The sequence below is a fragment of the Riemerella columbipharyngis genome (assembly GCF_900101995.1).
GTDB lineage: Bacteria > Bacteroidota > Bacteroidia > Flavobacteriales > Weeksellaceae > Riemerella > Riemerella columbipharyngis.
Genome location: NZ_FNAS01000019.1, coordinates 16,699 through 31,296, shown reverse-complemented (window position 1 = coordinate 31,296; position 14,598 = coordinate 16,699). Strand labels below are relative to the sequence as shown.

Annotated in this window: 13 protein-coding genes; all 13 read left to right on the top strand. The window is 36.9% G+C overall.

Annotated features, from left to right (window positions below; genetic code table 11):
• The first annotated feature begins 648 nt into the window (after positions 1 to 648).
• The 13 genes from BLS89_RS09185 to BLS89_RS09125 are packed head-to-tail and all read left to right on the top strand — an operon-like array spanning position 649 to position 14,583.
• Positions 649 to 1,116, top strand: a complete 468-nt coding sequence (locus tag BLS89_RS09185; RefSeq protein WP_092737738.1) for a division/cell wall cluster transcriptional repressor MraZ — start codon at positions 649 to 651, stop codon at positions 1,114 to 1,116.
• Between the two features lie 17 nt (positions 1,117 to 1,133).
• Positions 1,134 to 2,030: a 16S rRNA (cytosine(1402)-N(4))-methyltransferase RsmH gene (gene rsmH / locus BLS89_RS09180; protein ID WP_092737736.1), complete on the top strand. Its 897-nt coding sequence runs from the start codon at positions 1,134 to 1,136 to the stop codon at positions 2,028 to 2,030.
• A gap of 12 nt (positions 2,031 to 2,042) precedes the next feature.
• The gene (locus BLS89_RS09175; RefSeq protein ID WP_092737734.1) at positions 2,043 to 2,396 is read left to right on the top strand and encodes an FtsL-like putative cell division protein; all 354 of its coding nucleotides are present in this window, start codon (positions 2,043 to 2,045) and stop codon (positions 2,394 to 2,396) included.
• Positions 2,380 to 4,380, top strand: coding sequence for a penicillin-binding protein (locus tag BLS89_RS09170; protein ID WP_092737732.1), 2,001 nt, complete (start codon positions 2,380 to 2,382; stop codon positions 4,378 to 4,380). The genes BLS89_RS09175 and BLS89_RS09170 overlap by 17 nt, the downstream gene beginning before the upstream one ends.
• 23 nt (positions 4,381 to 4,403) lie before the next feature.
• Complete coding sequence (locus tag BLS89_RS09165; RefSeq protein ID WP_092737730.1) at positions 4,404 to 5,864, top strand: UDP-N-acetylmuramoyl-L-alanyl-D-glutamate--2,6-diaminopimelate ligase; 1,461 nt, start codon at positions 4,404 to 4,406, stop codon at positions 5,862 to 5,864.
• A 7-nt stretch (positions 5,865 to 5,871) separates the two neighbouring features.
• The gene (locus BLS89_RS09160) at positions 5,872 to 6,381 is read left to right on the top strand and encodes an STM3941 family protein (protein WP_092737728.1); all 510 of its coding nucleotides are present in this window, start codon (positions 5,872 to 5,874) and stop codon (positions 6,379 to 6,381) included.
• A 6-nt stretch (positions 6,382 to 6,387) separates the two neighbouring features.
• Positions 6,388 to 7,629 (top strand): phospho-N-acetylmuramoyl-pentapeptide-transferase, encoded by a 1,242-nt coding sequence (mraY, locus tag BLS89_RS09155; RefSeq protein ID WP_092737726.1) that lies wholly within the window; start codon positions 6,388 to 6,390, stop codon positions 7,627 to 7,629.
• Between the two features lie 7 nt (positions 7,630 to 7,636).
• Positions 7,637 to 8,656, top strand: a complete 1,020-nt coding sequence (locus BLS89_RS09150) for a sulfite exporter TauE/SafE family protein (RefSeq protein WP_092737724.1) — start codon at positions 7,637 to 7,639, stop codon at positions 8,654 to 8,656.
• 26 nt (positions 8,657 to 8,682) lie between these two features.
• Complete coding sequence (gene murD, locus BLS89_RS09145) at positions 8,683 to 10,011, top strand: UDP-N-acetylmuramoyl-L-alanine--D-glutamate ligase (RefSeq protein ID WP_092737722.1); 1,329 nt, start codon at positions 8,683 to 8,685, stop codon at positions 10,009 to 10,011.
• A gap of 10 nt (positions 10,012 to 10,021) precedes the next feature.
• The gene (locus tag BLS89_RS09140; RefSeq protein ID WP_092737720.1) at positions 10,022 to 11,248 is read left to right on the top strand and encodes an FtsW/RodA/SpoVE family cell cycle protein; all 1,227 of its coding nucleotides are present in this window, start codon (positions 10,022 to 10,024) and stop codon (positions 11,246 to 11,248) included.
• A gap of 2 nt (positions 11,249 to 11,250) precedes the next feature.
• On the top strand, positions 11,251 to 12,402 hold the full coding sequence (gene murG, locus BLS89_RS09135) for an undecaprenyldiphospho-muramoylpentapeptide beta-N-acetylglucosaminyltransferase (RefSeq protein ID WP_092737718.1): 1,152 nt from the start codon (positions 11,251 to 11,253) through the stop codon (positions 12,400 to 12,402).
• 11 nt (positions 12,403 to 12,413) lie between these two features.
• Positions 12,414 to 13,790: a UDP-N-acetylmuramate--L-alanine ligase gene (murC, locus tag BLS89_RS09130; protein ID WP_092737716.1), complete on the top strand. Its 1,377-nt coding sequence runs from the start codon at positions 12,414 to 12,416 to the stop codon at positions 13,788 to 13,790.
• Positions 13,780 to 14,583 (top strand): cell division protein FtsQ/DivIB, encoded by an 804-nt coding sequence (locus tag BLS89_RS09125; protein ID WP_245688969.1) that lies wholly within the window; start codon positions 13,780 to 13,782, stop codon positions 14,581 to 14,583. Before murC ends, BLS89_RS09125 begins: the two co-directional genes overlap by 11 nt.
• The last annotated feature ends 15 nt before the right edge of the window (positions 14,584 to 14,598 follow it).

The window sequence follows — 14,598 nt, the reverse complement described above, 5'->3', positions numbered from 1 at the left end:
AGAAAGTAAATATGTTGTATTTCCGCAGTGTTGAGTTTCAATGAAAATCAGTGAAATCAAAAGAAATGAGTTGAGTTACTAATTTGTTACCTGAAATTTTAAAAATACCTTTAATGTTCTAAAAATTAAACAATTAGTTGATTGTGTAGATTTTTAAAATAAAAATCTTTATCTACAAAGATAACAGTACCAACCAACCCGTATGATTTCAAATACAATACAATACAACAATTATAAGGTATTTAACAAACACAAAATCTGTATTTTTCCTCTTCTACACAATAAGTGATAATGTAAAATTTTACCATTAACAATCGAACAGTAGGTATGCTTCCGATACGACAATTGAGATGGCCGTATAGTTCATAAGAATTTTATTAAAATCTATAAAAAATATAAGTCAGAAATATTTTTAGAAGGCTTATTTTCCCATTATAAATGTAATAAAATGTGGAACCCTATACAATAACAAACAAGATATTCTCATCTTATGATTAATAAAAACACTCATACAGTGTCATCTCATAAATTTTAACATAAAGAATTTAAGTATAGAGTTTTAGCCAAAATAAAAAACTTATCCACAATAAGTAAAAAAGTGGGACAAAGTGGGATTTTTTAGAAAATTATTATATAACTTTGTCCCTGATGAGTTATTTCTTTGAGACATACGAGTGTAAAATAGATGAAAAAGGGAGGCTGAAGCTGCCTAACGCATTGTCTAAAAAACTTCAAGAGCACGAGGACACTACCCTTGTGCTGAAGCGGTCTGTGTTTCAGAAATGCTTAGAAGTTTACCCTTCTGGACCTTGGAACAAGCAAATGCATAAACTTAACAGGCTCAACAGGTTCGTTAAGAAAAATACCGATTTTATAAGAATGTTTACTGCTGGAGTAAAGTCTGTGGAGCCCGATAAAGCGGAAAGGATACTAATCCCAAAAGATCTCAAACAATTCTCTGGTTTGCAGAAAGATGTAGTAATTTCTGGAGTAGGTGAGTTTTTTGAAATCTGGAATAAAGAAGCCTATGAGGAAAATATTAACATCAACGAGATAGAATTTGCACAGCTTACCGAGGAGGTAATGGGCTCGATAGAAGCCGACGAACAAAACTAACCTTTAAAACAAAAAAAATGTACCACCACCCTGTTCTTTTAGAAGACAGCATAAACGCCCTTGTGGAAAACGAAGGAGGCATCTATGTGGACTGCACTTTCGGTGGCGGCGGGCACTCCCGCAAAATTCTTTCCAAGTTGTCGGATAGCGGAAAACTCTATAGTTTCGACCAAGATTTAGATGCTCTAAAAAATGAAATAAAAGACGAACGATTCACCCTTATCAATCAGAATTTTAGATTTTTAGAAAACTCCATAATGCTTTACGGCATTACGAAAGTAGATGGTATTTTGGCAGACTTGGGTGTTTCTTCCCATCAATTCGATGAAGCACAAAGAGGTTTTTCCACAAGAATGAACGGTCCTCTTGATATGAGAATGAATGTAATGCAGAGCCTCAACGCCCAGAAAGTTATCAATGAATACGAAGAAGAAAATCTGGCAGATATCTTTTATAACTACGGAGAATTGAGAGAAGCAAGAAAATTAGCAAGAGAAATCGTTCATCAGCGGAAAAACAAAAAAATAGAAAATACAGAGGATTTGAAAAAAATCTTCCACTTTATCCCACCTCACAAGGCAAATAAATTTTTTGCTCAAGTTTTTCAAGCAATAAGAATAGAGGTTAATCAAGAATTAGATGCTCTGAAAGATATGCTCGTCCAAGCGCATAGAATACTAAAACCCGGAGGGAGATTGGTGGTAATATCCTACCACTCTCTGGAAGACCGCCTAGTAAAACGATTTTTGAAAAATGGAATGTTTGAGGGAGAACCGAAGCGGGATATTTACGGGAACTATAAAAAATATTTCTCATTACTAAAGAGCAAAGCTATAGTACCAACGGAAGAAGAAATCGAACAAAATCCAAGAGCAAGAAGTGCTAAAATGAGAGTAGGCATAAAAGAATCTTAATCTAAATAAAGTATGGCTAAGAAAAATTATAAAAAGAAAAAACTAACTTTCAGAGATATCCTGAAAGGAAATTTCCTAAACCGCGAAGAAGTAAGAGCTTACGGCCCTTATTTTATGATGGTTATAATGATGTTTCTTATTATAATATACGCCAACCACTTAGTCAATCGTAAAATAAAAATAATACATACGCTGCAAGAACAAGCAGAGGAATACAAATCACGAAATGCCTATGCACAAAGCAAATTGATAAAAATAAAATTAGAAAGCGAGCTTACAACAGAAGTAGTAAAAGACTCCTTAATCCCATTAGAAAACCATCCTCATAAATTGTTAATAAAAGTAGATAATGCCGACAACAAATAAAAATAACATCTATGACAAACTACGTAGCAACGCACTGCAAAAAGGATATATATTCGGTCTCTTAATCGTGGCTTTATTTATAGTATTCATAGTGCGTATTTTTATTTTGCAGAATACTAATGTAAAAGAAATAACAGAAAACTACATTGACAAAAATTACCGAGAAGCCATACTGAAACCTGCAAGAGGAAATCTATATGCTACAGATGGTGCTATCCTAGCCACTACTGTCATGAAGTACGATATCTATCTGGATTTCAAATCCATGAAAGAAAACCTATACAAAGAATATGCCTCTGCCCTCACAGATTCTTTGAGTAAAATGTTTAACAAACCCAAAAGCTACTTCCGTGCAAAATTTGAACACCAAAGAAAAATCCAAAATCAATATTACTTATTGGTAAAAGGATTAGACTTTGACAATTACAACAGGATACGCCACTTTCCTATTTTTGATAAAGGGCAAAACAAAGGTGGTTTCATCGTCAATAGAGTTTACGAAAGAGAGCTGGCTACCTCTAAGATTGGTACAGGAACAATAGGTGTGTACAATGATGCTTATAAATCCGGATTTGAATGGTCGTTTAACAAATACCTTAAAGGAACTGATGGCTCTCAGTACGAACAACGCGTCAATTCCACACAATGGAAACCCATCGACTACTGGAAAGTGAAAGAGCCCATAGATGGAGATGATATATATACGACTTTGGATTTAAGGATTCAAGACATTGCCCACTCGGCATTAGAAAAACAATTGATAAAATTTAATGCCGACCACGGCTCTGTTCTGGTAATGGAAACCAAAACAGGAAAAATTCGGGCAATGGTTAATCTCAGAAGAAACGCACCCGGTGTCTATTCAGATGCTTATAATTATAGTATAAAAGATATAACAGAGCCGGGATCTACTTTTAAAGTAGTTTCTCTTCTTACGGCAATGGATGACGGGCTAATTACCGATGAAACAACAGTAAATACAGGTAATGGACGCTGGACCTACGCAGGGCAAAATATCTCTGACGGACACGGAGGCGGCACTTTTGATATTAGTGAAGTACTCTCCCATTCAAGTAATGTAGGGTCGGCTAAACTCATTACTAAATGCTATGCCAGTGATCCATGGGTATTTATAAACCACTTGAAAGATTGGAAAATGCTCGATAAAATGAATATCGAACTACAAGGCATCGCAGCTCCTTTTATTGTAACACCCAAAAACAAACGCTGGAATAAAGCTACTCTGGCATCTTTGGCTTATGGATATTCTGTTCGTCTAAACTTACTGCAGCTCCTCACATTCTACAATGGAATTGCCAATCGCGGAAAAATGATTAAGCCTCTATTCATTGACAAAAGAGTACAATCCGGAAAAATTATCTATGAAGCAAAACCTGAGGTAATGGTAAAGCAAATGGCTTCTCCTAAAGCCATAGAAATGATGACAAAGGCCTTAGAAAAAGCCGTAGAAAAAGGAACTGCGAGAAGCATCTATACTCCGAATCTTAAAATAGCCGGAAAAACAGGTACAGCAAGGTTTGAATATTGGACTTCCGGTCCCGCTAAATACCAAGCGTCTTTTGCTGGTTTTTATCCTGTCGATGACCCTCAATACACTTGTATCGTTATGGTCAATCAGCCCGATACGAAGCTCGGATACTATGGTGCTTCAGTTGCCGCACCCGTATTCAAGGAAATTGCAGGACGGATATTTTTCAAAAAACCACAAAATGTAGAAAAAGATTTACTCGTGGATAAAAAGGTGAATTTGAAAAAACTATTGCCATCATCTACTAAAATCAAGATAGTTAATAACCAAATGCCTTCTCTGATAGGTTTGGCAGGGAAAGATGTGTTGCCTCAGATAGAAAATTTTGGATACAGCGTAGAATTCAAAGGAGTGGGAAGAGTTACAGAGCAATTCCCTGCCGCTGGGACGGCATTAAAACCCCATCAAAAGATTTATTTAACCTTGCAACAATAAGGCATTAAACTAAAAATATAAAAATGAAACTTAGAGATATTTTACATAGAATTCCAATCATAGAAATAATCGGTTCTTCAGATACCGAAGTTTCGGAAATTATATTCGACAGCCGCAAAGCGTCTGATGATAGTCTTTATGTAGCGGTACGCGGCACTGTGGCAGACGGACATACTTTTATAAAATCGGCTATGGAAAAAGGCGCAAATGTAATCGTTTGTGAAACCCTTCCCGATGAAACTTTAGAGAATATTACTTATGTCAAAGTAAAAGATTCTACCAAAGCCTTGGGACACTTAGCGGCTAATTTCTATGGCAATCCATCGAAAAAACTGAATTTAGTGGGCGTTACGGGAACTAACGGAAAGACCTCCACTGCCACGCTATTATTTGATGTCTTCAAAAATATGGGCTTTGGTGCAGCACTTATCTCTACGGTAGAGTACCGCATAGGAGACGAAGTTTTCCCTTCTACACATACGACACCTGATGTTTTGAAAATCAACCAAATACTATCCGAAGCGGTAGAGAAAGGCTGTGAGTATGCCTTTATGGAAGTGAGCTCCCATGGGATCCACCAGCATAGGACGGAAGGGTTGCATTTCAAGGTGGCAGGATTTACCAATATCACACACGATCATCTCGACTATCACAAAACATTTTTAGAATACCTCAATACCAAGAAAAGATTTTTTGATGAACTGAACGAAGATGCCGTTGCTATTACCAATATTGATGATAAAAACGGTTTGGTAATGCTGCAAAATACAAAAGCGACAAAAAAGACTTATGCACTGAAAACAATGGCAGACTACCAAGGCAGGCTGTTAGAGGCAGATTTCAATGGGATGCTGCTCAATTTTAACGGAAAAGAATTTTGGACAACGCTTACCGGTAAGTTTAATGTTTACAATCTTCTTTTAGTGTTTGCTATTGCTTTGGAATTGGGATTTGAGGATAATGAGATCCTTCAGTCCATATCCAAACTAAAAAGAGTAAATGGGCGTTTCGAAACGATGAAATCAGACGGCGGAATTTTCTTCGTGGTGGATTATGCCCACACTCCCGATGCTTTAGAAAATATATTGGACTCTATCAATGAGATTAGAACCAAGAACGAACGCCTCATCACCGTATTTGGGTGCGGTGGCAACCGTGACCACGAGAAACGCCCCGAAATGGGAAAAATCGCGACGAGGAAATCCACTTTGGCTATCATCACTTCGGATAATCCGAGAACGGAAGATCCTGCGGCAATTATCAAAGAAATAGAAGCCGGCGTAGAGCCTCAAAACTTTAGCAAATACATCTCTATCCCCGATAGAAAAGAAGCCATAAAAATGGCAATAAAATTTGCCGAGCCCAAAGACATCATCCTCGTAGCAGGGAAAGGGCACGAAACCTACCAAGATATCAATGGCGTGAAACACCATTTTGATGACAAAGAAGTAATAACAGAACTCTGGAAAGCGATGAGTAAATAAACTTGCTATGGAAAAAGAAATCAGAATACCTATTAATAAAAATAAATATATCCTCTTTTTAATACTTGGAGGCATATTTGTTTTGATTTCATTTTTAGCCATCTTAAACAGAAACGCATCAATGGGAGTTTTCGGTATTATGATTTTGTCCGTAAGTATAATGTTTTGGTCAATCGTATTATTTTTTTTACTAAAATTATTAAGGAACAAAAACGGATTGATTATTTCGGAGAAAGGTATTGCAAATCACTTCTCGCTATTCAAGGAAACAATAGCGTGGGAGGATTTGGAAAGCGTGTATATCAAGAAAAGTTTAGGCACTCAGTTTTTAGTACTTATCGTAAAAAATCCCGAAGATTATATCAATAGAGTGAAAGGAACTTGGACTAAGAAAATATTAAGGAGAAACTACCGAAAATTAGGCTCCCCTATCTACACAAACGATAGCTTCAAAATAAGCCTGTCAGATTTAGAAAAACTTATCATTAGCGAATATCAAAAATATATAAAACAATAAGAACCTATGTTATATTATTTGTACGAATATCTTACCTCACACGGCATCAGTATTCCTGGCCTCAACCTTCTGCGATACATTTCTTTCAGAGCAGGATTGGCTGTGCTTTTATCATTATTCATAGCCTTAGTTTTTGGTAAAAAAATCATCAATTTCCTAAGAAGAAAACAAATGGGAGAGCTGGTAAGAGATTTAGGTCTGGAAGGACAAAAACAAAAAGAAGGAACTCCTACTATGGGGGGAATTATCATCATTGCTTCCACACTGATACCGGTACTTCTATTTACAAAGATTACCAATGTTTATATCATTCTCTTGGTTGTTTCTGTGATATGGATGGGGGCCATAGGTTTCTTAGACGACTATTTGAAAAAAATTAAAAAGAACAAAGACGGTCTTAGCGGGAAATTCAAAATAATAGGGCAAGTAGGGCTTGGGCTAATTGTAGGGATTACGATGTGTTTCCACTCCGATGTAACTATCAAAAGAAAATATGCAGACCCCCAGACTTTCAATAGAAATAATGTAGAAAAAAACTTTGAACCGGAAAAAAAAGAATTGATTTCCACAGTACCTTTTATGAAAAACAATGAATTCGATTATAGCAAAATCTTGTTTTGGAAGGACGATACCGATGCAGAAAACTGGTCTTGGCTAGTTTTTATTCCCATTGTAATCTTCATCGTTACTGCGGTTTCCAATGGAGCTAATATCACCGACGGGATAGACGGTTTGGCGGCAGGGACAAGTGTCGTCATCTTAATGACCTTAGCATTGTTTGCGTATTTATCGGGGAATATCATTTTCGCCAACTATCTGAATATCATGTTCCTACCGAATATGGGGGAGGCAACTATTTTCGCACTCGCTTTAGTAGGTGCTGTAATCGGATTTTTCTGGTACAATACCTATCCCGCACAAGTATTTATGGGAGATACGGGAAGCCTGATGCTGGGAGGTGTAATTGCCGTTTTAGCCATTATTCTTAGAAAAGAACTTCTCATCCCTGTTTTGTGTGGTATATTTTTGATAGAAAATATTTCGGTGATACTGCAAGTAGCCGTATTCAAATATAGAAAGAAAAAATATGGGCTAGAGTATGCACAGAACAACAGACTGTTCAAAATGTCGCCACTCCACCACCACTACCAGAAATCCGGTTACCACGAAAGCAAAATCGTCAATAGAATGATTATCATCGGAGTAATTTTAGCCATTATTTGCCTCATAACCTTGAAAATAAGATAGAGAAATTATGATAATTAAAGTTTCAGCATTATTTTTTGCAACAATTATCGCATTTTGGATAAGTGCGATTTGCGGAGGCGGAGCGAGCTTGGTTCTCATTCCAATTCTCAATCTATTGTTGCCATCTCCGGTAGTGCCGATTTCTCTTACATTAGGAACTTTTACAAGCTCTGCATCGCAGATTGCGGTGTTCAGAAAGCATATCAATTGGAAGATTTTTATGTGGTTTGTTCCTTGCTCCATCCCTGCGGTGATGCTGGGGGCTTTCCTACTCAAATATATTAACCCTACTTATTTACAACTATTCGTGGCGTTGTTTTTAATTGCCAATCTGCCTCAGCTTTTCAAATCTAAGAAAGCCCAAGAAAAAGAAGAAAAACCTTATCCTAAATACATTTTGGGAATTATCGGTTTTTTAGCCGGTTTTGTTTCCGGAGTTACGGGTACCATAGGGCTTTTATTCAATAGGTTTTATCTAAAATACGGACTGAGCAAAGAGGGCATTGTAGCGACGCGTGCCGCTAATGAAATCTGTCTTCATTTAATTAAGATTGTTATTTATATCAGCTTAGGATTATTCTCTAAAACAGCCTTATGGCTGGGGCTTACTATTGCGACAGCTTCCATTATTTCTTCTTACACCATTAAGTTTATCTTACCGTATCTGAGTAAATTTGTTTTTAGAAAGATAGGCTACGGTGCTATGGTAGTATCCGGATTTATATTGTTATTTAATACTTCCGGAAAAATCATCAAACAAGATAAAGTATCAATATCTCAAATCAATAAAAATAACAAAACCGAGACTCAACTGAAATGGAGAAATAGTGATTTTTCTTTAGAATATTCTTGGAATGGGACATTGGAAATAGAGCGTTCTATATCCGCAGAAGAGCTTTCCGAAAATATTCTGAAAAGATATGAGAATATGAAGAGTAACTACGATACTATTCTAATAGAAAAAGTTTTTACATTTAATTCAGAACCCTACTACGAATTCTATGCGTACAAGAGAAAGGAAATCTGAAAAAATTTGAAATAAAATAAACGATTATGAAAATAGTAGTTTTAGGAGCAGGAGAAAGCGGATTCGGAGCGGCATACTTGGCGAAGAAGAAAGGTATGCGAGTTTTTGTTTCCGATAAAGGCTACATTAAAGAACAGTACAAACAGCTGCTAATAGACCACGACATAGAATTTGAAGAAGGACAACACACAGAAGAAAAAATACTCTCTGCAGACTGGGTGGTAAAAAGTCCCGGCATTCCCAAGAAAGCGAATATCGTAGCCCAAATACATCAGAAAGGCATCCGCCTGTCATCGGAGATAGAATTTGCTTCTGAATTTACCAATGCCAAAATCATCGCAATCACAGGGAGCAATGGAAAAACAACCACGACCTCTCTCATCTACCACATTCTGAAAAATAATAATATGAATGTAGGCTTGGGTGGAAACATTGGAAAAAGCTTCGCCAAACAAGTAGCAGACGAAAACTACGACTATTATGTTTTGGAAGTAAGTTCGTTTCAGTTAGATGATATACAGAATTTTAGACCTTATATTTCATTGTTGTTAAATCTAAGTCAAGACCACTTAGACCAATATAATTACAACTACGAGGAATATGCTTTAGCGAAATTCCGCATTGCCGAAAACCAAGAGAACGACGATTTTTTCATCTACAACAAAGATGACCAAATGAGCCAAAAAATTCTAAAAGAATTAGATTTAAGGGCTAATAAAATTCCGTTTTCTATTAAGGAAAAAATTAATTTTGGAGGGTATGTAGAGCAAGAAGAAATTGTAGTAAAAGGTACCGAAGACTTCAAAATGAAAATAAAGGATTTAGCCCTTATGGGCAGCCACAATGTTGCCAATAGTTTAGCCGCCTCTATTGCCGGTAAATTATTGAATATAAGCAATGAAAGCATCAGGCAATCTCTTATGACTTTCCAAGCTGTAGAACACCGGCTGGAAGAAGTGGCTGTAATCAACGGAGTAAAATTCATCAATGACAGCAAAGCTACCAATGTAAATGCCACTTATTACGCTTTGGAAAGTATGAAAACCCCTACCATATGGATTGTAGGAGGTGTAGATAAAGGGAACGACTATTCCGAAATAGAGGATTTGGTAAGGAAAAAAGTAAAAGCGGTGGTATGCTTGGGCATAGACAACAGCAAGATTATAGCGTTTTTCAAAGACAAAGTAGAACAGCTGTACGATACCTCCAGTATGGAAGAAGCCATAGAAGTTTCAAAATCCGTTGCAAAAGAAGAAGATACGGTACTTCTTTCGCCATGTTGTGCAAGTTTTGATTTGTTCAAAAACTATGAAGACCGAGGAAAAATATTCAAAAAAACAGTATTAAAAAAATAAAATTATAAAAGTGAGTAACGCAGTTATAAAGAAGTTTGAGAATTTCAAAGGAGACAAAGTCCTTTGGGGAGCTATCATATTGTTATCCATTCTATCCATAGCACCCGTATACTCTGCAAGCTCAAACTTGGTGTACATTGTAAATAATGGAACCACGATAGGACATATCTTCAAGCACATTGTATTCATTGTTTTAGGGCTTTTTTTGATGCGTTTCGTCAGTATGTCTAAAACTCAATATTTGGGTAAAGTATTTACTTTGACATTAATACTTTCTTTTATCTTACTGGTGATTACGATGGTCTCCGGACAAACGATAGAGGGTGCGTCTGCATCGCGTTGGCTTAAAATTCCGGGTATCGGGATATCTTTTCAGCCTTCATCTATAGCATATTTGTCTTTAATTATTTACCTTTGTAGATTATGTACCAAATATGCAGGAAAACCGGATCTTTCGTTTTTAGAATTATGTTTTTTGTATGTCCCGATTCTTGTGGTTTTTGGTTTAGTAGCAAAAGATAATGGCTCTACGGCAGTGATGATTTTTTTAGTTTCATTGATTGTGTTGATACTCGGTTCCATAAAGTGGAAGTATGTTTTCGGCTTTGTTGGCCTTGGAGGAGGCTTGGCTGTATTGTTCATTTTAGTCGCCCTCAACACTAATTTAATCAAAGGAAATCGTATACATACTTGGATGAGCAGGATAGAAAACTTTACATCCAAAAGCTCTAACGAAAACGATGAAATCCAAAAATCTAAAAATTATCAAGTGATGCAAGCCAAAGCGGCTATTGTACATGGGGGAATCGTAGGAATAGGACCTGGGAAAAGTGCTCTAAAACAAAGACTTCCACAGTCGGCATCAGATTTTATTTTTGCTATTATTGTAGAAGAATACGGATTGGTAGGAGTTTGCGTCTTACTATTCTTATACACTATTATTTTATTTAGGATTATTACCATCGCTACTCGTACGCAGGGCTTTTTTAGTACCATTACCGTGCTGAGTCTTGGAGTGATGATTTTTGTACAATTGACAGTCAATATTGCTGTAGCAGTAAACATCATTCCGGTTACAGGTCAGCCACTCCCTCTTATCAGCTACGGAGGGACATCTATGCTGGTAACCTATGTAGAACTTGGGATTATTCTCGGGATAAGTGCCGACATAGGTATCTATGATGAAGAAGGCATCAGCAGAAAACAAACCATAGAGGAAATAAACGACATTGCATAAAAATGATAAACAACGAGAAACAACATAGCAGCACATCTAAAAACCCCTTGCGAGTCCTCGTAAGCGGAGGAGGTACAGGGGGACATATCTTTCCTGCCATCGCTATTGCCCAAGAGATAAGGAAAAGAATTCCGGATGCTGAATTTTTGTTCATCGGTGCTGAAGGGAAAATGGAGATGGAGAAAGTACCCCAAGCCGGATTTGAGATCAAAGGTTTGAAAATAGTCGGATTCAATAGAAGTAATCTTTTGGCTAATCTTAAATTTCCGTTTTTACTTCTAAAAAGCTTGTTCGAAGCCAAGAAAATCATTAAACAATTTAATCCCGATATCGCCATAGGAACAGGAGGGTTTGCGAGCGGACCAGCACTCTATATCGCCGAAAAAATGAAAATTCCGGTTTTTGTTCAGGAACAAAACTCTTTCCCTGGTAAGACGAATATTATCCTTAGCAGAAAAGTAAACGCCATTTTTACGGCTTATCCCAATATGGAGCATTTTTTCAAAAAAACTAAAACTTTCTTTTTGGGAAATCCTGTGAGGGAGAGTATTGTCAAAGGGCTAAAAGACTCTTCCAAAGCCAAGAGAGCATTAGGATTAGCCCCGGAAAAAACCACTATACTTTCCGTAGGAGGTTCGCAAGGTTCAAGGGCAATAAACAACGCTTGGCTAAGGACGCTTCCGCATATTGCGGAAAATAATTATCAGCTCATTTGGCAGACTGGAAAACTGGATTACAAGAGCATTACAGAACAAACTAAAAATACGGTGGAGCAATCCGAAGGTAAGATACAAATAAGAGAATTTATCTCTGATATGGCGTTGGCTTACTCTGCTGCAGATATCATTGTTTCAAGGGCGGGTGCTATTGCCATTTCAGAATTGGCAGCAGCTCAGAAACCTGTTCTATTGGTTCCGTTCCCCAATGCGGCAGAAGACCATCAGACCAAAAATGCCCTTTCTTTGGTTCAAGAAAATGCAGCTAAGATGATAAAGGATTCTGAATTGGAAACCGGATTTTGGAAGGCTCTGGACGAAATCTGCAAAGATGAAGCCCTAAGAAATGATATGGCAGAAAACATAAAACTATTTGCTAAGCCTACCGCTACACAAGACATAGTAGATGAAATATTAACACAAATGAATTTATCTTAAAAATTTTGATTATGAGCGAGTTGATTAAATATCAAAATTTTTACTTCGTGGGAATAGGAGGCATCGGGATGAGTGCCTTGGCGCGTTATTTCAATGCTTCGGGCAAAAATGTAATGGGCTATGACAGAACCAAAACGAAACTCACAGAACAGCTGGTAAAAGAGGGAATTCAAATCATCTATGAGGATAATGATACGGCGTTGAACCAACTAAATCCTACCGATACATTAGTCATCTATACTCCTGCAATTAAAAATCTGAACATCCTTGATTTCTTTCAGAATAATGGTTTTCAGGTTTTGAAGAGAGCCAAAGTACTGGGAATGATAACCAAAAATACGGAATGCATAGCGGTGGCAGGCACACACGGAAAAACCACGACTTCCAGTCTCTTGGCACACCTTTGCAAGGAGGCGGATATGCCTTTCTCTGCCTTTTTGGGAGGAATATCCGAAAATTTTAATTCTAATTTTTTATATAATGGGAATCAATATTCCGTAGTGGAAGCCGATGAATACGACCGAAGTTTCCTTAACCTATACCCGGACTGGGCTATCATCACTTCCATAGATGCAGACCATCTGGATATCTATGGCGACAAAGATACGATAGAACAAGGATTTAGAGATTTCGCAGGGCTTGTACCAAAAGCCAATCATCTCTTTGTGAGAAAAGGAATAGAGATTGAGCAGGAAGCCAAAACCTATGCAGTGAATGATACGGCAGATTACTATTCAGACAATATCATGATGAGCGACGACAAAATTTCCTTTGATTTTCATTCAGAGGAGAGCGGATGTGAGTCTTTTGAATGGGAAATACCGGGTATTCACAATGTGGAAAATGCTACAGCAGCCCTCGCGGTAATGAAAAACTTGGGAGCAGACTACGAAACAATGAAGAAAGCATTAGCTATATTCAAAGGGATAAAAAGGAGATACACCAAACATTCTTTTGAGAACGGCACAGTCTATATCGATGATTATGCCCACCACCCTACGGAGCTGAATGCGGTCATCAACTCTATAAGAACATTTTATCCCAACAAAAAATTATTAGCCGTTTTCCAGCCACATCTATTTAGTAGAACAAGAGATTTTGCTGATGATTTTGCAAAGAGCTTATCCAATGTTGATGAATTGATGCTCTTGGATATTTATCCGGCAAGAGAGCTGCAGGAAAATTTTGAGGGGGTTACTTCTCAATGGCTTTTGGATAAAGTACAGCTGAACAAAAAAGAAAATGTTTCTCTAAACGAAGCATTGGAACGAATAAAAACGAAAAAATTTGATATATTGCTCACCGTAGGAGCCGGTAATATAGACACTCTGTACGATGGTATTTTGAACTGGATGATGCTAAAGAAAAAAAGTGATAATGAAAAATAAATACAGAATATTGGTAATCTTTATTATGCTGATTCTTCTCGGAGTTTTGTTGTTTTTCTCTATTAAAAGATTCAACAATTCTCCGCTGAAGGTAATTTCTGTTGATCTACTAAAGACTACTCCTTCCGTGTATTTTATTGATGAAAAAGACATTATAGACTCCGTACATAAACATAATCCTAAGAGCAAATTAGGCGACATAGATATTCCGGATCTGGAACGAAAAATAAAATCTCTTCCGTCAATAGATAGTGCCAATATTTATCTAAATCTAAATGGTGATTTGCATCTTGACATCAAACAGCGGGTTCCGGCATTTAGGCTTCAGTACGGGAAAAAAGATTTCTATGTAGATACCAAAGGTATTGCCTTCCCTACAAGCAAAAACTACTCGTTGAATTGTATGCTGGTTACCGGAGATATCAATCCAAAAGAGTATCAGAAGCTGATAGAACTGGTAAAAAAAATCAACACCGATAATTTCTGTAAAAAATTCTTTATCGGTATAGAAAAAAGGAACAACAACTATTATCTTCTAACCAGCAGCGTAAACTATAAAGTAGAGTTTGGAGATTTAGATAATATCGATTTTAAAATAAACGGATTTAAAACTTTTGTAGAAAAATATTTGATCAATCAGCCAGCAGATAAGTATACTCAGATATCAATAAAGTACAATAACCAAATCGTAGCAACACTTAACCATAAACTCCCTGCCAATGACAGCATATTGAATGCAGGAAGACAAGAACTACAAAAAATAATAAATAACGGAAACATTAAAACAAATTAAATAACACAAAATAAG